This window comes from Maribacter litoralis (genome assembly GCF_902506355.1).
Classification (GTDB): domain Bacteria; phylum Bacteroidota; class Bacteroidia; order Flavobacteriales; family Flavobacteriaceae; genus Maribacter; species Maribacter litoralis.
This window is the reverse complement of record NZ_LR733271.1, coordinates 1,152,885-1,172,043: the sequence shown is the minus strand read 5'-3', so window position 1 is coordinate 1,172,043 and position 19,159 is coordinate 1,152,885. Positions and strand designations below refer to the sequence as shown.

21 protein-coding genes are annotated in these 19,159 nt (G+C 35.6%); 3 read left to right on the top strand and 18 right to left on the bottom strand.

Features of this window, described 5'->3' with window-relative positions; translation table 11 throughout:
- Nucleotides 1–46: 46 nt before the first annotated feature.
- The 13 genes from EXIGUO8A_RS04890 to EXIGUO8A_RS04830 all read right to left on the bottom strand — a co-directional run bounded on the left by EXIGUO8A_RS04890 (nt 47) and on the right by EXIGUO8A_RS04830 (nt 13,831).
- Nucleotides 47–1,120, bottom strand: a complete 1,074-nt coding sequence (locus tag EXIGUO8A_RS04890) for a M20 family metallo-hydrolase (protein WP_159302147.1) — start codon at nt 1,118–1,120, stop codon at nt 47–49.
- Nucleotide 1,121: 1 nt separating this feature from the next.
- Nucleotides 1,122–1,901, bottom strand: a complete 780-nt coding sequence (gene argB / locus EXIGUO8A_RS04885; protein WP_159302146.1) for an acetylglutamate kinase — start codon at nt 1,899–1,901, stop codon at nt 1,122–1,124.
- A gap of 161 nt (nt 1,902–2,062) precedes the next feature.
- Complete coding sequence (locus EXIGUO8A_RS04880; protein WP_201304105.1) at nt 2,063–3,004, bottom strand: Rossmann-fold NAD(P)-binding domain-containing protein; 942 nt, start codon at nt 3,002–3,004, stop codon at nt 2,063–2,065.
- Nucleotides 3,001–3,768 (bottom strand): glutamate 5-kinase, encoded by a 768-nt coding sequence (proB, locus tag EXIGUO8A_RS04875; protein ID WP_159302145.1) that lies wholly within the window; start codon nt 3,766–3,768, stop codon nt 3,001–3,003. The genes EXIGUO8A_RS04880 and proB overlap by 4 nt, the downstream gene beginning before the upstream one ends.
- Nucleotides 3,769–3,977: 209 nt before the next feature.
- A complete protein-coding gene (locus tag EXIGUO8A_RS04870; RefSeq protein WP_159302144.1) occupies nt 3,978–5,174 on the bottom strand; it encodes a glutamate-5-semialdehyde dehydrogenase in 1,197 nt (398 codons plus the stop codon).
- Complete coding sequence (locus EXIGUO8A_RS04865) at nt 5,171–6,295, bottom strand: aspartate aminotransferase family protein (protein ID WP_116771150.1); 1,125 nt, start codon at nt 6,293–6,295, stop codon at nt 5,171–5,173. The genes EXIGUO8A_RS04870 and EXIGUO8A_RS04865 overlap by 4 nt, the downstream gene beginning before the upstream one ends.
- A gap of 45 nt (nt 6,296–6,340) precedes the next feature.
- On the bottom strand, nt 6,341–7,135 hold the full coding sequence (gene proC, locus EXIGUO8A_RS04860) for a pyrroline-5-carboxylate reductase (protein WP_116771149.1): 795 nt from the start codon (nt 7,133–7,135) through the stop codon (nt 6,341–6,343).
- Between the two features lie 189 nt (nt 7,136–7,324).
- Complete coding sequence (argC, locus tag EXIGUO8A_RS04855; protein WP_159302143.1) at nt 7,325–8,299, bottom strand: N-acetyl-gamma-glutamyl-phosphate reductase; 975 nt, start codon at nt 8,297–8,299, stop codon at nt 7,325–7,327.
- 96 nt (nt 8,300–8,395) lie between these two features.
- Nucleotides 8,396–9,583: an argininosuccinate synthase gene (gene argG, locus EXIGUO8A_RS04850; protein WP_159302142.1), complete on the bottom strand. Its 1,188-nt coding sequence runs from the start codon at nt 9,581–9,583 to the stop codon at nt 8,396–8,398.
- Nucleotides 9,584–9,762: 179 nt separating this feature from the next.
- Nucleotides 9,763–10,395, bottom strand: coding sequence for a GNAT family N-acetyltransferase (locus EXIGUO8A_RS04845; RefSeq protein WP_159302141.1), 633 nt, complete (start codon nt 10,393–10,395; stop codon nt 9,763–9,765).
- A gap of 236 nt (nt 10,396–10,631) precedes the next feature.
- Nucleotides 10,632–11,951: a polyprenol phosphomannose-dependent alpha 1,6 mannosyltransferase MptB gene (mptB, locus tag EXIGUO8A_RS04840; protein WP_317164575.1), complete on the bottom strand. Its 1,320-nt coding sequence runs from the start codon at nt 11,949–11,951 to the stop codon at nt 10,632–10,634.
- An 80-nt stretch (nt 11,952–12,031) separates the two neighbouring features.
- On the bottom strand, nt 12,032–12,814 hold the full coding sequence (gene speB, locus EXIGUO8A_RS04835; protein WP_159302139.1) for an agmatinase: 783 nt from the start codon (nt 12,812–12,814) through the stop codon (nt 12,032–12,034).
- A 141-nt stretch (nt 12,815–12,955) separates the two neighbouring features.
- Nucleotides 12,956–13,831 (bottom strand): helix-turn-helix domain-containing protein, encoded by an 876-nt coding sequence (locus EXIGUO8A_RS04830; protein ID WP_159302138.1) that lies wholly within the window; start codon nt 13,829–13,831, stop codon nt 12,956–12,958.
- 93 nt (nt 13,832–13,924) lie between these two features.
- Between EXIGUO8A_RS04830 and EXIGUO8A_RS04825 the strand changes: the two genes are divergently transcribed.
- Nucleotides 13,925–14,275, top strand: coding sequence for a DUF983 domain-containing protein (locus tag EXIGUO8A_RS04825; protein ID WP_159302137.1), 351 nt, complete (start codon nt 13,925–13,927; stop codon nt 14,273–14,275).
- Nucleotides 14,276–14,279: 4 nt separating this feature from the next.
- Here the strand turns inward: EXIGUO8A_RS04825 and EXIGUO8A_RS04820 are convergent, their stop codons facing one another.
- Nucleotides 14,280–15,161 (bottom strand): LysR family transcriptional regulator, encoded by an 882-nt coding sequence (locus EXIGUO8A_RS04820; protein WP_159302136.1) that lies wholly within the window; start codon nt 15,159–15,161, stop codon nt 14,280–14,282.
- Between the two features lie 97 nt (nt 15,162–15,258).
- On the opposite strand from EXIGUO8A_RS04820, the gene EXIGUO8A_RS04815 reads away from it, so the two are divergent.
- A complete protein-coding gene (locus tag EXIGUO8A_RS04815) occupies nt 15,259–15,885 on the top strand; it encodes a LysE family translocator (RefSeq protein WP_159302135.1) in 627 nt (208 codons plus the stop codon).
- Nucleotides 15,886–16,109: 224 nt separating this feature from the next.
- Nucleotides 16,110–16,721: a class I SAM-dependent methyltransferase gene (locus tag EXIGUO8A_RS04810; protein WP_236564434.1), complete on the top strand. Its 612-nt coding sequence runs from the start codon at nt 16,110–16,112 to the stop codon at nt 16,719–16,721.
- 22 nt (nt 16,722–16,743) lie between these two features.
- Here EXIGUO8A_RS04810 and EXIGUO8A_RS04805 read toward each other — a convergent pair whose 3' ends face one another.
- The 4 genes from EXIGUO8A_RS04805 to EXIGUO8A_RS04790 form a co-directional block, all read right to left on the bottom strand.
- The gene (locus EXIGUO8A_RS04805; RefSeq protein WP_159302133.1) at nt 16,744–17,085 is read right to left on the bottom strand and encodes an antibiotic biosynthesis monooxygenase family protein; all 342 of its coding nucleotides are present in this window, start codon (nt 17,083–17,085) and stop codon (nt 16,744–16,746) included.
- Nucleotides 17,082–17,417: a n-acetylglutamate synthase gene (locus EXIGUO8A_RS04800; protein WP_159302132.1), complete on the bottom strand. Its 336-nt coding sequence runs from the start codon at nt 17,415–17,417 to the stop codon at nt 17,082–17,084. The genes EXIGUO8A_RS04805 and EXIGUO8A_RS04800 overlap by 4 nt, the downstream gene beginning before the upstream one ends.
- A 234-nt stretch (nt 17,418–17,651) precedes the next feature.
- A complete protein-coding gene (locus EXIGUO8A_RS04795) occupies nt 17,652–18,338 on the bottom strand; it encodes a hypothetical protein (protein ID WP_159302131.1) in 687 nt (228 codons plus the stop codon).
- 151 nt (nt 18,339–18,489) lie between these two features.
- Nucleotides 18,490–19,059 (bottom strand): hypothetical protein, encoded by a 570-nt coding sequence (locus EXIGUO8A_RS04790; RefSeq protein WP_159302130.1) that lies wholly within the window; start codon nt 19,057–19,059, stop codon nt 18,490–18,492.
- Between the last annotated feature and the right edge of the window lie 100 nt (nt 19,060–19,159).

Genomic DNA, 19,159 nt, shown 5'->3' with positions numbered 1-19,159 from the left:
CAATTATCAATTAGCAATAAACAATGCTATTGGTAATTGTTCAATGTTAATTGTTATTTGAAATAAATCCTTTTAATATTTTAATATACAAATCTATGCCTTCTTCTATTTCATTCACATAGATAAATTCATTGGCAGAGTGGGAGCGTGTACTGTCACCAGGTCCCAATTTTAACGATTGGCAACTTAACGCCGCTTGATCGGATAATGTAGGCGAGCCATATGTAGTTCTACCCAATGCAATGCCAGATTGTACCAACGGGTGGTCTTTATCTATTTTAGATGAATTTAAACGTAAAGATCGTTCCTTTAATTCGCATGGCGCATCCTTCTTTAGTAAATCTGCTATTTCTTTATTACTATAAGAATCGTTTACACGAACATCTACCACTAAATCTACTTGTGCTGGTACTACATTGTGTTGTTTACCTGCGTTAATTTGTGTAACCGTCATTTTTACATCGCCCAATGCTTCAGAGGTCTTTTCAAATGTATAGTTCTTGAACCATTCCAGTACTTTAATGGTATTGTAAATGGAATTATCGTTGTTAGGATGCGCTGCATGGGAAGGAGTCCCCTTAACTACAGCATCAAAAACCACCAATCCTTTTTCTGCGATTGCAAGTTGCATTAATGTAGGCTCACCAACTATAGCCACATCAATGTGTGGAAGTTTAGGCAATAAGCCACGTAGGCTATTTTCACCGGCGTTCTCCTCTTCGGCAGAGGCTACCATTAAAATGTTATGGTTGAGGTCTTCAGATTCGTAATAGGTAACGAAAGTTGCCAAAAGCGAAACCAACGGTCCGCCGGCATCATTGCTTCCCAATCCAAATAGCTTGCCATCTTCTATATGCGGATGAAATGGATCTTTGGTATAGGCAGAATTTGGTTTTACCGTGTCGTGGTGCGAGTTCAATAGCAAGGTCGGTTTTGAGTCGTCCCAGTATTTATTTTTCGCAATAATATTGTTGAGGTCACGCTCGGCAGGTATGTTAAATGTTGCCAACCAAGCTTGTATGGCATCGGCTGTTTTATCTTCTTCTTTTGAAAATGATTCTATTGAAATAAGTTCTTTCAATAACGTGATAGCACTTTCCGTAAGTTCTTTTTGGTTCATCTTATAATTTTATGGTCGTGAACAGTTCTGTTTCTTTATCGAGCATGGTAACATCGCCTAAACATACTTTTGACACGCTATTGTTCAGCGCATGAAAGCAATTGTGCAGTTTTGGCAGCATTCCGTTCGCAATGATACCGTCAGATAAAAGCTCTTGGTAGGTGTCGGAATCAATGTGTTTAACTACACTGTTCTCATCTGCGATATCCATTAAAACCCCTTTTTTTTCAAAGCAATAATACAATGTTGTTTCATAACTAGATGCCATACCAATTGCAATTTCAGAAGCAATGGTATCTGCATTCGTATTTAATAATTGTCCGGCTCCATCATGAGATAAGGCGCAGAAAATAGGCGTTAAATCGGCGGATAATAGCTTGGTCAGTAAACCTGAGTTTACACTATCAATATCACCAACAAATCCGTAATCAATTTCTTTTACAGGGCGTTTATGCGCTTGTATACTATCACCGTCCGCACCACTTAAGCCAATAGCGTTTGTGTTTTTTGCCTGTAGTTGAGCAACTATTTTCTTATTTGCCAAACCGCCATAGACCATGGTAATGATATCTACGGTTTCGGCATCGGTAATGCGTCTACCATCTATCATTTTAGACTCAATACCAAGTTTAGTAGCCAATTGTGTAGCTAATTTACCACCACCGTGAACCAATATTTTTAATCCTTCAAGTTTAGAAAAAGCAGTAAGAAAAACGTCTAAAGCTTTTTCATCTTCTATGACATTGCCACCAATTTTTACAACACTTAATTTATTTTTCATAATCGGAAAATTTAAACATGAGTACCATGGCAATTATGAGAATAATATTACTGACGGGACCCATATAGGTTTTCCAGTGCGCAGTACTATGGTCTATATTAACCATATTCCCTACAAATAGAATGAACGCAAATAAAGCGATGCCAATGTAAATCCACTTATTAATTTTCATTGCTTTCTAATATTTTCTTTAATACTAATTGGGCAGCGTACGTTCTGTTATTCGCTTGTTCTATAACCAAAGACTGGTCGCTGTCTAAAACCTCATCAGCCACAACTACGTTTCTACGAACAGGAAGGCAATGCATAAATTTAGCTTTCCCTAGTTTCTTAAGGGTCATTTGCCAATTAGTATCTTGAGATTTTATTTGACCATAATTAGTATAACTGCTCCAGTTTTTTACGTACACAAAATCTGCATTTTCTAAAGCTTTTTCTTGATCGTGCTCAATGGTGCAATCTTTTGTGATGCTTGGGTCTAACTCATAACCCTTTGGGTGCGTAATTACAAATTCAGCATTTTGCTTTTGCATCATCTGTACGAATGAATTGGCAACGGCATGTGGTAATGCCTTAGGGTGTGGTGCCCAAGATAAGACCACTTTTGGGTTGTTCTTGAAATTATGTTCTTCTAGCGTAATAGCATCTGTAAGTGCCTGTAACGGATGCCCAACGGAGCTTTCCATATTCACGATTGGAACGGAAGCATATTCTTTAAATCCGCTCAAAACTTGTTCTGCTTCATCCAGCTCCTTATCTACCAATCCTGCAAACGCACGAATGGCAATAATATCACAGTATTGAGAAATTACGTGTGCAGCTTCTTTAATATGCTCAGAAGTACCTTGGTCCATAACAGTACCATCAGCATATTCAAGCGCCCAACCTTCACTGCCAAAATTCATAACAATAACTTCCATGCCCAAGTTCATAGCAGCTTTTTGAGTGCTTAAACGGGTACGTAGCGAGTTGTTAAAAAATAAAAGACCTATAGTTTTGTCTTTACCTAATTCTTTAAATTTTTTTGGCTGCTTTTTAAGTGATATGGCTTCTTTTACCCAGTTGGATAGAACGTCTATATCGTTTATTGAAAGGTAATTCATGATGCTTTAATTTTTGTAAATGTGCTTTTATTTTTAATGGCATCAACAATAAAGTTATCGTTCAGGCCATTGGTGATCCAGGTTTCAATACCTGCTTTTTGTGCAATGGTGGCTGCATCTATTTTTGATTGCATTCCGCCAGTACCGTGGGTAGATTTAGATTCCCCTATTTCTTTGACTAATTCGGTTAGGTCTGAAACCGCTTCTATTGTTTTTGGCGAAGAAGTCGTTAAGGACGATTTTGTATAAATTCCGTCAGTATTCGTTGCGATGATAAGAATATCTGCGGATAAAAGAGATGCGGTCAATCCGGCTAACTTATCATTATCTCCAAATTTGATTTCATCGGTTGCCACCGTATCGTTTTCATTGATGATAGGAATGAAATTGTTGGCCACAAGAACATTGATGGTATTTTTAATATTTATTCTTGTTCGCTCTTTTTCAAAGTCGGAATACGATAATAAACATTGGGAGGTGAACAGACCCAATTCCCTAAAATTTTCTTGAAATATACGCATGAGGTGAGGCTGACCTATTGATGCCAATGCTTGTTTTACATTGATATCCTCTCCATTATGTTCAATTTTAACGAATTGCTTTGCCGCAGCAATAGCCCCAGAACTTACGATAATGAATTCGTATTGATCTTTTAATGCTGCTATTTGCCTGCCAATATCCTCAATTTTACCGCGAGAGATATGATCGGTATCTTTCGTTAAGGTATTGGAACCTAATTTCAATAAAATTCTTTTTTTCAACATGCTAATTCTGATTTTGTCAGGCTAATTTTTATTCTTTCCTAACTCCTAACTCCTAACTCCTAACTCCTAACTCCTAACTCCTAACTCCTAACTCCTAACTCCTAACTCCTAACCCCTAACTTTCAGGTCTCGAATGCACTCGACCGGACATAAATTATTTATTTTACGAACAACGAACAACGAACAACGAACAACGAACAACGAATCACTTATCTAACCTGTCCATTCCCTTTTACATACCATTTATTGGTTACTAAATGCTGTAATCCAATTGGTCCGCGTTGGTGTAATTTATCTGTACTGATCGCAAGTTCACCGCCTAGTCCAAATTGCCCACCATCGGTAAAGCGTGTAGATGCATTATGGTATACTGCAGCCGTGTCAACTGATTGCATAAAAATATCAGCCTCCTCTTCATTTTTGGTAATAATGGAAGCGGAGTGACCACCGCCGTACGTATTGATTAGCTGTATGGCCTCGTCCACATTTGGCACTTGTCCCAGTACTATTTTATAATCTAAAAATTCTTCGTACCAAACGGATTCATCTTCCATTTGTGAAGTGCCTTCCAAACCTGCCAGTTTGGCATCGGTCAAAATTTCGACCTTGTGCTTTTTTAAAGTTTGTATCAAGTGATTTAAAAATTCCACCTTGCGAGGTAAATCTCTAGATATAATTACTTTGTCCACAGCGTTGCAAGCAGATATTTTGGTGGTCTTGGCATTGATGATTACATCTAGAGCCATTTGCAAGTCCGCATCTTGAGAAACATATACAAAGTTGTTTCCTCTTCCGCTAACAATTACGGGGCATTTAGCGTGTTGCTTTACAAAAGCGATTAGTTTTTCACCACCACGAGGAACGATTAAATCGAGTTTTTGCGTTGGGTTTTCTAAAAATTGTTGTGTTTCTGTTCTAGAATAGTTGAGATAGCTAACCCAATCTGTAGCACAGTCACAAGATTCTAAAGCCTTGTGCCAAAGATTGACCAAAACTAAATTAGAATTTAATGATTCCTTACCGCCTTTTAATAATATTTTATTCCCCGATTTAAAAGCAATTCCTGCAGCCTCAATAGTAACATCAGGTCTAGATTCGTAGATGATCATAATGGTGCCAAACGGAGCTGTTTTGTTGCTGATTTCCATACCGTTATCATGGGTAAATTGAAATCGTTCTACATGCAAGGGGTCTGGTAGCGCAGATAATTTTTTCAAGGATGATACCATTTCAGCCACCTTTGATTTATTTACTTTTAAGCGATCTACCATGGCAATGTCTCCAGATTCAAAGGAGTTCAAATCTTTTTCATTGGCAGAGATTAAAATGGATTCCTCTTGTTGAACCAATTCTGCCATACGCTTTAATACGGCATTTCTTTTTGTGATACTAAGTGTTGTTTTCATGATAAGGCAGTCTTAAGAGCGGTGAAAAACACATCTAAATCTTGTTTGGTAATGTTCAATGCCGGTAATATTCTAAGTACCGTTTTATCTTTAGCACCACCGGTAAATAAAAAGTGTTCATGAATCAATTTTTTTCGTAGATCGGCAACTTGAAAATCAAATTCAAGTCCTAACATTAAGCCTTTACCCTTTACCCGTTTTACCTGCGGAATTTCTTTTGCTTTTTCGTTGAAATATTCGCCTAGTTCTTTAGCATTGCTAATTAGGTTTTCTTTTTCAATTACTTCTAAAACCGCCATAGTGGCTGCACAAGCCAAATGATTGCCACCGAAAGTGGTGCCCAACATGCCGTATTTTGCCTTGATACTTTCGTGAATTAGAATGCCACCAACAGGAAAACCGTTGCCCATACCTTTTGCAATACTTATGATGTCCGGTTGAATATTATGGTGTTGAAATGCAAAGAATTTACCACTTCTACCAAATCCCGATTGAACTTCATCAGCAATTAATAACGCATCATTTTCTTTGCATAACGATGCTACTTCCTGTAAAAATTCAGTTGTAGGTTCATCTAAACCACCAACACCTTGGATAGATTCAATAATTACGGCGCAAACATTTTTTGATATTTCCCTTTCAAAACCTTTACTGTCGTTCAGGTCAAGAAAAACGACTTCATGCTGTAAATTGATTTCTGCGTTTATAGAAGGGTTATCCGTTGTTGCTACTGCAGCAGATGTTCTACCGTGAAAACCATTGTTAAAGGCGATGATTTTAGATTTTCCTGTTACAAAAGAAGCCATTTTCAGGGCATTTTCATTAGCTTCAGCACCAGAGTTGCACATAAAAAGATTGTAATCTTCACAGTTTGATGCTTCCCCCAGTTTTGCAGCCAATTCTACTTGTAACGGATTCTGTACCGCATTGCTATAAAAGCCAATATTGTCCAATTGATCTTTTAAACGTTTCACATAATGTGGGTGTGTATGGCCAATGGAGATAACGGCATGTCCGCCATAGAAATCTAAATAATCCTGTCCTTGGTCATCTGTAACTACAATACCTTTCGCGGAAACGGGAGTTACATTATATAATGGATAAACGTCAAATAATTTCATAGTTGAAAAGTTTCAAGTTCAAATTGAACGGGTTTGGTCGCGTGCTTACTTGTTTTTAAATTCGGTAATCTTGTCGTATGATGATATAATACCACGTATTAATGATGAGCTAAGTCCTTGGTGCTCCATTTCGTTTAATCCTGTAATGGTACAGCCCATGGGCGTGGTAACACGGTCAATTTCTTCTTCAGGATGATTGCCCGATTCAATCAATAAGCTTGCGGCACCGTTACAGGTATGCATGGCCAGCTCTTGTGCTTCTTTAGCATCAAAGCCTAGTTGAATGGCACCTTGTGTAGTGGCACGTATTAAACGCATCCAAAAAGCAACACCACTTGCACATATTACGGTAGCGGCCTGCATTTGTCCTTCAGGGATTTCCATAGAATGTCCCATCCTGTTGAAAATAGCTTTTGCCAGCTCTACCCTTTTTTTGCCTTTTTCATTACTACAGATACAGGTCATTGATTTGCCTACGGAAATGGCGGTATTTGGCATGCTTCTAATAATAAAGTTGTCCTTACCGATTACAGCCTCAATTTTCTCGATACTAAATCCGGTTATGGTAGAAATAATAACATGTTTCTCGGTCAATAGGTCTTTTATACTCTCTAGAATTTCAGCAAAATGAATAGGTTGTACCGCAAAAATCAAGATATCCGAATTTTCAACGGCTAGTCTATTGTCAGTAGTAACAGTTACCTTATCATACTTTTCATAGTCCGCAATAGATTTGGTGTCCCTTTTGGTAAGGTACATGCTGGTTGCACCATTACTGTTTAGGATACCTTTTGCTATGGAAAGTCCTAAATTACCTGCACCTATAATAGCTGTTTTCATTTTTTTTGTATTAAGTAATGAGTACAAAGTATATTCTAATTAATTGGTAATTAGTATACTCTGCTTATAATTAAACTATATTATTTTATGCTTTATCTCTTTAAATAGATTTTTTAAATTTCCATCAACCATCAACTAAAATTTTAGCTTTGCTCAATATTATTTATGGGTAATTGAGCGTAGCCGAAGTTAAAAAACCCCTGCTTTCAAATTCAAGCCTAAATTTTCTTCTAACCCAAAAATTAAATTCATATTCTGTACTGCTTGTCCCGATGCACCTTTTAATAAATTGTCAATCGCAGCCGTAATCAATAATACATCTTCATGTTTATGTAGGTGTATGTGGCACTGATTGGTATTTACTACCTGTTTTAGATTGATGGGTTCTTCGGATATTTGTGTGAATACAGCATCCTTATAAAATTCGTGATATATTTTTTTGGCATATTCTAAACTACCTTCAAATTTGGTATAGGAAGTAGCTAGAATTCCACGCGTGAAATTCCCTCTATTGGGCATAAAAAATAAGTTACCCGTGTTCTCTTGTAGGGAGTGCAAACTCTCATTGATTTCACCCAAATGTTGATGCGTAAAAGGCTTGTACCAGCTTACGTTATTATTTCTCCATGAAAAATGAGAAGTCGCTGACGGACTAACACCTGCCCCGGTACTGCCGGTTACTGCATTAATGTGCACTTCGTTTTCCAATAACTCAGCCTTTGCCAATGGAAGTAATGCCAATTGAATAGCGGTGGCAAAACAACCTGGGTTGGCAATATATTTTGCGTTTTCAATAGCTGTTTTGAACAATTCGGGCAAACCGTAAACAAATTGTTTGTCATTAAAATTGGCATCGGCATGCAACCTAAAATCATTACTTAAATCGATGATTACAGTATCTGAAGAAAAATCATGTACCTTTAAAAATGCAGTAGAGTTGCCATGACCTAAACATAGAAAAACAACATTGACATTTAAGTTGACATCACCGGTAAACTCAAGGTCGGTAGTCCCCAATAAATCCGGATGCGCAGTAGTTACTTTTTTTCCAGCCCTAGTGGTACTGAATACAAAATCTATTTCCGTTGCCGGGTGATTCAATAGAATACGAATAAGTTCACCACCCGTATAACCAGAACCGCCAATAATACCTGCTTTAATCATAATTTTGTTTTTAAGTAAGTAGTATTAAGTATTAAGTACGAAGTACCTGATTTCTAAAAGTTCTTTAACTTAATACTTTGTACTCTTTACTTTATACTATTCACTTCCATTTACATGGTTATATATCTTTCCTGAATTTGATAAAATTTTAATAAATCCTTTGGCGTCATCTGCAGTCCATCCTTTATTGACTTCACCATATTTACCAAAAGCATCGGTCATTAAATCGTATTCAGACGAGATACCGTGCAACCTGAACTGAAATGGATATAGACCAACGAATACATCGCCGGAAACCGTTTTTTGTGTATCTGTCAAGAAAGTTTCTATGTTACGCATTACGGCATCTAGGTAATTACCCTCGTGCAATAACATGCCATAAAAATTACCTTGTTGCTCTTTTTGATATTGTTGCCATTTGGTAAGCGTGTGCTTCTCTAATAAGTGGTGTGCCTTAATGATGATCAATGATGCAGGAGCTTCAAAACCAACTCTACCCTTGGTGCCAATAATAGTATCGCCAACGTGAATATCTCTACCAATGGCGTATTTAGATGCCAAAGCCTCAAGTTTTTCAATATTGGCAACGGGAGTGTCTTTTTCTCCATCAATAGCAACTAGCTCTCCTTTTTCGAATGTAAGTTTTACCTCGGTTGGGTTCTTTTCTTGCAGTTGACTAGGGTAGGCGCTGTCTGGCAACGGTTTTTCAGAAGTTAGTGTTTCTTCACCGCCCACAGATGTTCCCCACAGTCCTCTGTTGATAGAATATTTAGCTTTCTCCCAAGGATAGTCTACTCCGTTTTCCTTTAGGTATGCAATTTCTTCTTCTCTAGCTAATTTGTTATCTCTAATAGGAGTAATGATTTCAATTTCGGGAGCAATGATTTGGAAAATCATATCGAAACGAACTTGGTCGTTACCGGCACCGGTACTACCGTGGGCAATATAACCTGCACCAATTTTTTTCGCATAGTTTACAATTTCTATGGCTTGCACAATACGTTCTGCACTTACAGATAGTGGGTAGGTATTGTTTTTTAGTACGTTACCAAAAATAAGGTACTTAACTACTTTGTCATAAAAGGTTTGTACGGCATCAATTGACGTGTAAGAAGTTGCGCCTAGTTCAATAGATTTCTTCTCTATTTCCTTTATTTCATCCGAAGAAAATCCGCCAGTATTTACACTAACTGCATGTACTTCAAAACCTTTGTCTTTTGATAAATGTTTGGCGCAATAAGAAGTGTCCAATCCGCCGCTGTATGCTAGTACTAATTTTTTCATGATATGATGTTCGTTTCCGGCAAGCCGGGTAATTATTATTTTGGTTTGATATGGATTAAAATAGAGAGGTTAGAAAAAGAGAAAAGAAAAGAGATTTTATTAAATTCAGCTATTTCATTAATCCCAATATTTATTTTTAAACTTCTATACTCTATACTCTATACTCTATACTCTATACTCTATTGTTTACTTTTTTCTTCTTTCTTCCTTAAAAACAAACTTTGTTTTATACTTTTTAATCTTGTAAATGCCTTACCGTTCACTTCTTTTGTTTCTTCTGCTTTTTTCTTGGAAACCGGGTCATATAACATACCTGTACAAAGACACATCTTTTGCTCTGTTCTAGTAAGAATATCGAAGTTTTTGCAAGTTTGACACCCTTTCCAGAATTCTGGGTCATCAGTCAGTTCAGAAAAGGTAACTGGTTTGTAGCCAAGTTCGTAGTTAATTTTCATAACTGCTAAACCAGTAGTAATGCCGAATATTTTAGCATCTGGAAATTTTTCCCTGCTCAGTTCGAAAATTTTTGCCTTGATTTTTTTTGCAAGTCCTTGACCCCTGTAATCTGGGTGTACGATGAGTCCGGAGTTTGCCACAAATTTCTCATGCCCCCATACCTCTATGTAGCAAAAACCAGCAAACTTGTCTCCGTCCAAAGCAAGAATAGCATTGCCGTTAGATAGTTTTCTCTGAATATATTCTGGTGTACGTTTTGCTATACCGGTACCGCGTACTTTAGCAGATTCTGCAATGGTATCACAGATATCCTGAGCGTATTTAAAATGTGATTCGTTAGCAACAATTAAGTTCATTGCCAGTTAGATTTAAAAGTGTAAAAAAATGTTTGATTTGTTGTGCGGAAATGGACTCACCTAATTCCATAAATATATCTTACCCTTACGGGCGACGACGGCGAGACGTGAACGGGCGCGCTAGAGCCAATGGGCTCACGGTGCTATATAAAAAGTAGTTTATTTCGTTCATTACGGCGTAAATGTACAAATTATATTTATTGAACATTGCGCATAACATATTTTTTACAAAAAGTTCACTTTTTGTTACGATGTGCAACAATTTCATAAACCAAATAGCCTAATACTGAAATATATTCAAGACCTAAAAGCCATAAACTCTCTTTAAAATCTGTCTGTGAATAGGCGTAATAGCTAAGAACAATTGCTGCCGACCATATAATGGCGTATCTGTAAGAAGTGAAAATGGACAGTAATACTAAAAATATAATATACCATGGGTGCACCGTGGTAGATATAAAATAATAAATGGTCAATACCCACATCATGGACCAAAGGACCCTGTTTAAGTCGTATTTCTTAGGGATAAACGTAAATAGCCCTACAATGAAAATAGTGAACAAGGGAGTGATTTTACCGTATTCCTTTATGAATTCCCACGGTTTGGCATCAAAATGTACAGCAGTTTTTTTGGCAATATTATAGAGACTTGAATTGAATTCGAAATTAGAAAACCATAGTTTAATGGTTCTGCCATAATTGTCAATAAACTCGGGGGTGTTGAAAGGTAAAAATAGTATCAAAGAGGTTATGCCTATAATAGTATAGAAAACGATGCTTTTTTTCCATCCTAAGTATTTAAAGAAAAGTGGTAAGAATAGAAGTGGTACCAGTTTTATTGATATGGAACATGCTAAAACTATACCGGCAATTTTCCACTTATCTATTGATAATAAAAACATGGCCAGAATAAAGAAAAATAACATGAGTCCTTCGAAATGAAGGTTACCTGTTAGTTCCACAATTATTAACGGGTTTAAAAAATACCAGAATATTAAATGTGGAGATTTATTAAGGTTTTTTAATAGCCTTCTACCAAAATAAAACACACCGATATCTGCAAGAATTATAATTGCGCGCATCGCAAATAGAGAGCCAAAAATACTTTTACCGCCTAATAGTGCGACCAATGCAAAAATAAGTTGGTTTAATGGTGGGTAATTACTATAATGCCTTGCGCTTAAGCTACCCATACCTTCGTACAACTCATCGGCATTTGGTATGATCGCTGCCATGTTCTGTATGAATTCATCTGGGGTGTGCAAGTAGGGGTTGATTCCGTTGGAAACCAAATGTCCGTCCCAAATGAATCTATAGAAATCTTGAGAAAGATTGGGTTCCGCAAATAAAAAAGCCAATCTAAAAAGGATTCCTATGCCCAATAAAAACCGAAAGTTGTGCTTTTCAAACTGTATCAGTTTAAAACAGATGAAGAAAAGAGCAACAAACAGGGTGAGCAGTTTAACAAAATCTGTTCTTGGTAAATGATATGCGAACGTATAGTAGAATACAAAACTTAGTACCGCTAAGGACAAGGAAACTCGGTGGAGTTTCAAAAAGTTTTTAAAGCTAATTGGCATTAGGGGTTTTGATTTAGTAACAGGTCAATTTAATGGTTTTTTATTGAATAATGATTTCAACTGCCCATCAATTTGCCTAAAAGTTCCTTCATCATTTTTGCGGCCAGGTAAGCCGTCATATCTTGAAAATCTCGATCTGGGTTATATTCCACAATATCGGCACCTACAACTTCGGTATCTATACCATGAATAAGGTCTAACACTTGGCGAGAAGTGAGTCCGCCCGGTTCATGGTGAGAAACGCCAGGGGCATAGGCAGGGTCAAAACCGTCCATATCTAATGAAATGTAAAGCGGATTTGTAAATTTAGGAATTGTGTTAAGGTCCAAGTTGCGCATTTCATGTATTTCAACATTGAATTTTTCCGCTTGTGATGCCTGGTGCGGATTTAAAGTTCTTACACCTACCTGAACTAATTTTACAGCAAAACCGTTCTCCATAATACGAGCAAAAGGGCATGCATGAGAATATGGGTCACCTTCATAATCATGGTAAAGATCGGCATGCGCATCAATATGTAAAATATCTAGCTTAGGGTAGTGTTCGTTAAAAGCTTTTATGATGGGAAAAGTAACAGAATGATCTCCTCCCAGCGTTAGCAGTTTAGAGCCAGATTCAATATTCTTTCTGGTAATGGTTTCAATATCAAAATACTCATTAATGATAAAATCACCTTTGTCGGTTATGTTGTCATGTTCTATGGATGTTCCAAACTCGGTACATAGGTTCATAGAATCGCTATAAAGTGCTTTTCGTATTAAATTTGGAGCTTTTGCAGTGCCTTTTTGAAAAGAAGACTTTGCATCCCAATTAATTCCTTGAATATTTATTTTACTCATAATGGTCTGTATCTTATCCTATACATAAAATTTGGGTTCTTGGTTATTTGCTGAACGGTACCCCAGTTTTTACATATAATTTAATCGTCATTGAACCTTTAGACTAATGACGTTTTGTGCTTAATTTTTTTGACTTCGGATTTAATGAAAATACAATTTTCTAAATTCATTTGGGGTAGTACCTGTTTTTGCTTTAAAGTATTTTGAGAAATAGGCGTAATCTGAGAATTCAAGAGTATGGGCAATTTCGGCTAAATTGTCATTGGTGTGCACAATTAATCTCTTCGCCTCTAAAACAATGCGTTCAGAAATTAATTCGCTCGTAGTCTTATTGATGGTGTCTCTTACCACCCTATTTAAATGCTTGGTGGTAATATTAAGTTTGTTCGCGTAAAATTTTGGCAGTTTCTCTGTATAAAAATGAGAGTTTATAAGCTTTTCTAATTCTTCAAGTATTTTTGAATAATTGCTAGAGCTAACGTGTTCAATAGTGTTATCTGCGGTATAGGCACGTGTAAATTCTATGTAGATGTAATGGATAAGACCAGAGATTTTTGCCTCCCGCAATAAATTTTCTTCCCGGTACTCTGTGTAAAGTTCTTCGAAAATCACAGATAGGCTTTTCATTTTTTCCGCTGGCAATTGCAACAATGGCGGATTCTGATTTGAGTAATAAAAAGGAAATGAACTTAAGCCGTGGTCTAAAAATTTTAGCTCATAAAATTCTTGGGAATGAAAAAAAATATAACCTTCTGGTTTAGAAGTAAATTTCCAAAAATGGGTTTGCCCGGGTTTTAAAAAGAACACTTTTCCGGGTGCTATAGTGTAGCTGTCGAAATCAATTTCATGAATACCGCTTCCTTTTAAAAACATCACACATAAATAGAAATTATGGCTATGTGGCTTACTAATAAGTGTCTTATTAATTTGTATGTGATCGGCAAACGAATTTACGTATAAGCTATGAAGCGTCTTTGATTTTAAAAATTGATCAATATGTAGAATGGGTATTTTCATAGTAAATGTCCTAAAAATACAATTAATTGAGCTAAAAATACCATAATTTAAATACTAGTGTGTCTTAATTTTGCAGTATTAAGAATTAAGGTTATGAGTAAAGTTTTAGATGTTGTTCAATGTAAATGCCCAAACTGTGGAAAAGGAAAGGTATTTAGTGGTCAAGGGAATATATTTTTGTTCAAAATGCCCAAAATGAATGAAAGATGCTCTGAGTGCAACTTTAAATTTGAAAAAGAAACAGGATTCTTTTTTGGTGCAATGTTCGTAAGTTATGCGCTTGCAGTAGCACAGATGATAGCATGTTTTGTGTTGTTTTGGTACTTTGTTGATCTTTCGCCTATGCGCGTATTTTCAATTATAGCCATAATAACCATTCTGTTGAGTACTTTTAATTTTAGGGTGTCAAGATCTATTTGGATACACCTATTCTATAAAGTTTAACGTCTTACGTATAAGGGTTGTTCATTTCTTTTGCAATCTTAATAACCCTTTGGGTAATTTTATTTGGGTCGTTTTTTCTCCAGTTCATGTATAGACTAATCGTTTCGTTCAGTTCGATAAACCTAACACCTTTTGCATTGGAATATTTATACGATAATGGTAGTATTGATATGCCTAGGCCTTGTGCTACCAGGTTGATGATCATACCACCAAAATCAGATTCGATTATTGTTTTCGGTTCAAATCCGTTTTTTTGAAATAGGCTTCTTAAAAGGGAAGGAAAATAAGAGGTTCTGTGCAGGCCGGAAATAATAAATTTCTCATCATGTAAACTTTTAAAATCTTGCATGCTTTTAGCGGTTAGCCAATGCTTTTCAGAAACTACTAGGCAAATAGGTTCTGTGTATAGTTTGTAATTGGCTAAGTGAATGTTTTCTATAGCATCTCTGTTAAAAGCAATGTCCGTGTCGTAATTGAGAAGTAATTTTTCGTGGTTTTCATCAATGGGTTCAGTTAATTCAAGCTTTAAATCTGGTAAACTAGCGTTTATTTTATTCAAGAATAACGGTAAGAAACTGAAGGCGATTGAGCCAGGGTACGAAAGTGATATAAGACCGGTGGTACCTTGATCTATCTTTTTGGCCTGTTTATGAATATGATCAAGTTCATTGATGGTGACTGTCCATTTTTCTTTTAAAAACTTACCGGCGTCGGTAAGTTTTACGTTTCTCTTATCTCGCTTAAAAAGCTGTATGCCCATTTCATCTTCTAGAGATTGAATTTGCCTACTGAGGGTAGATTGAGAGATGAATACCTTTTCTGCTGCTCTCCAGAAATGTAGTTCGGTGGCAAGAGTCAAAAAATATTTTATTTGTTGGGTAGTCATTATTAATGCAATTTATGCATTAAAATGAAAGGAATTTGTATTTTTTTTAGTGCTTTAGATTAATTTCTTTGCCTTGTAGGTTTGAAAAAAGATATGGATGGGCGTAGAAAATTTTATCACTTTTATGATATCGGCGTTGTTATTCATAATGACACCTGGTTTAGATACTTTTTTTGTTTTAAACAAGTCTATTGCGCAGGGTAAAAGATCTGGTATACATGCCGCTTTAGGTGTAAATATGGGTGTTTTAACGCATACATTGTTTGCTGCGTTAGGCATATCGGTATTGTTGGCGAAATCGGCTTTTGCCTTTGCTGCTGTAAAGTATTTAGGTGCGGCCTATATCATATATTTAGGGGTTACCACCTACAGAAAGAAAAGTGACCTAGCGAAATTAGAAGCGAGAACAGAAGACGAAAAGAATGTGAAAAGTGACTTTTGGTCTGGGTTCTTGACTAATTCATTAAATCCTAAAGTTGCATTATTCTTTATTGCTTTCTTTCCACAGTTCATTGCTGTCAATGAAATGCAGAACCCAGTACCATATGTGTTATTAGGAATTACTTATGCAATTATAGGTGTAGTTTGGTATATTATTTTAACCTTGTGCGCCAGTATTTTTTCTAGTAAGATTAAAGACAACCCCAACGCTGGTAAATTACTGAACAAAATTGGTGGTTTGGCTTTTATAGCAATGGGCATTAAAATGGCATTTTCTAAATAGAAAATAAAATATACATATCATCACCACTGGTATCTTGGTGTAATAATCAAGAGAAAACCATGAATAGGGAAATTTGTACGCAAACATAATTTTATGTTCTCAGGTTACAGTGGTGATCTTTTATTTAGAAAATCTTATTTTGACGACATGATTATGTGTGGTTGCCAATGAAGTCCGATAATAAAAACGCAAAAAATAAGAAACCATGGCCAACAAAGAAGGCTATGCAACAAGTTTATCAAGAAAGATTATGGGGTAGTGGTGCTTCGGAGTTTTATTCTGGTGAAGGTTCTCATTTGCCGGAAATTGTTGAACCGTATGTTAAAACGGTAATTGATTTTTTATCGCAGTTTAATAAAAACATAAGCGTTTGCGATCTTGGATGTGGTGACTTTAATATAGGTAAGGAGTTGGTGAGTTATACCAAAAAATATATTGCAGTGGATATTGTTCCAGAACTTATATTGCGAAATCAAAACCTATTTCAAATACCCAATTTAGAGTTTCAATGTTTGGATATTGCCAAAGATGATTTACCAATTGCAGATTGCGCCATAATTAGGCAAGTGCTTCAGCATTTATCTAACGCAGAAGTGCTTCAAATTACCCGTAAATTAAAGCAGTACAAGTATATTATAGTTACAGAACATCTACCTAGCGATGAGTTTATTGCCAACGTAGATATTATTTCCGGACAAGGAACTCGACTTAAAAAGAAAAGTGGAATACAGTTGCTACAACCACCGTTTAATTTAAAAATAGTGGAAGAAAAAGAGCTTTTAAAAGTTACGGATCAGCATGGTGTCATAGTCACCAACCTTTACAGGCTTAGTTGATCAAATACATTACTTTATTTGTTTATGGTGCATAACGTTTGAAAGGTATTTTGGCTGTTGATTTTTTAATGCCTTCAAAAATGGTTTCGTAATGTTCAACAGTGGGGAAAGGTTCATAGTAATGATGTAGCAGTTCTTTCCATTTTAAATAGGCGGGAGATTGACGAAAACCATTTTCGTGACTTTCAACATCTTTCCAATCTACCAGTAAAAGATATTGATTTTCATTTTCAAGACATTTGCGCAAAGTAAGCCCCATATAACCTTTTATTGAACTAATATGATCACTAGCCAACCTTAAACTCTTTTCAAATTCCTTTTGCAAGCCTGGTTTTACATTTAATACGGCGACTTCTAATATCATATTTCTTCTAAAATTGAGTTTCCTTTGGATCTGTCGCCAGAAGTCCACTCCCAAGCTTCATGAAGACGAATTTTTCCATTGTCCATAATTTCGGGTTTTGAAAAGCATATGCCAGTCATTAATTTTCCTTTGGTGTTTACTTGATGGTAACGCATTTCAATTGTTCCGTCTTTATTGACCAGTCCAATTAAATGACCTTCTTTAATTTTGCCTCCCTTGTATGTTGAGGTTAGGATAGTGCCTTTTTGCCTATATTCAAAGATTGTTTCTTCTGAGGTTTCTCCATTGTCAGTATTGGAAACAGGTTTAAATCTTTTATTGTTATAGTTCATGGCTTTGTTCTAGGATAATCAGTTTCGGATAAGGGTCGTTAATAGGATAAGTTAGTTTTAAATTTTGAAATTATTTACGCTACCAGTTCCAATTGGATTCGGACGTAGTTGAATCTGCCGTAATTGTTGTTATATCTAGGTATGAAACTTTTTTATCCAATCCATATTTTCAACTTTTCATTAGATAATTCCTTATCAAAAATGCGTAAACCATAGATTTAGCAGTAACTGGTGCTATTTTTTGTATACGTGGTTAGCAATACTACCTATTAAAGACTTATTTAGTTTCTCAATATATTCTTTTCGTTTAAGTAATTGACTCACATCAGCATCAAACGTTTTGGTTTTGTTTAATTTCGGAAATGATAATTTATTTTTAGCGATTGAATTTGAAATCAAAATATTGAAGTAATTAAAAATTAGGATTATTTTTTGTAAAACATCAGTTTCCACAATCTCAAACCCTATTTTTTCTGCCGTTCTTTTATTTATGATATAGCTTGTCCCTCGAATTTTCATTCTCTTATTCTTCTCATACTTTTCAATAAGGTGCAAAAGTCCATCTAAATACTGTTGGATTATAAAATCGGTTCTTTGTTTTCCATTCATTTTTTTGTCAATTACGAAATGGTAATCAAATAAAGTTCCACCGTGAATTTTAATTAGTCCGTTTTTAGGTTTTTCGGCTATAAATAAAGGGGAATAATAAATCATTCTTCCACTTTTTTTTAAGGAAGGCATATCGAAGAATGGTGCAATTATAGATAGGGTTATTGCAAATGTCAAAATTCCAATGAGATATATTTCTGAATAGATTGATATAATGACTGAAAAAAATATAATAATAAGAGAACAAATCGCTAATACAATTAAGATATTATTTTGCTCTTTTTTGTTCTTATTATAAAATCTGTGGTTCAATTTTTATGAATGTGTTTTTTGTGTAATTGCTAACGGTTAGGCTATGATTTCGTTGTGGAATCATCCGCAGGATTATTCCGCCGAAATCCAGCCGTTTGATTTATACTTTTACTTTGGTGTGGCACAAAACCACAATGAATTATAGCCATTGTTACCACACGTTTTTATATTTTTTCTCCTTCAAAAATTTTGTTCGAATTACTTTTCTGTCCTCATTTTGATATTCGACTTTTCCGCCTCCAATTCCATTTAATGAAGTCAAATATTCAATCTTATATGCGTAAAGTTCATTCGTCTTTTTTGAATTTCGATAGTGCTTAATTGTTTTTTCGCTGTCAATGTGATTTCTAGAAGCAAAAAAGTCTTCTAAACTTTTTGCTCTCGAGTCAATTTTCGTGATTATCCATTCCTTTGTTAAAACTCCCTTGCGGTTATAGTATTTAGACCATAGCCAATGTCCAAATCGGTCCTGCATATCATTCCGTGCAATTATTCCGTTTGCATAATAAATTTTGGATTCTCCAGAATAGGTCTCAACTATAATATCATTAGAGGTGTAGAATGATTTTTCTCCAATAAATTCAATGATGCCATTCTTAAAGAATATGGTATCCTTTACTACACTATCCCTTTCAACAGTTTTAACCAATTCTTGGAATCTCTCGGTATGCTGCGAAAAGCAGTTAAATGAAATTAGTAAAATGGGTAAAAAAAACTTCATTCAAATGTGTGGTAACAATAGTATATAGTTACAAGTAACTATACACCCTATTTTAGATGAATAAGATTACTATTAATCATATTCCATATTTTAAATGTAA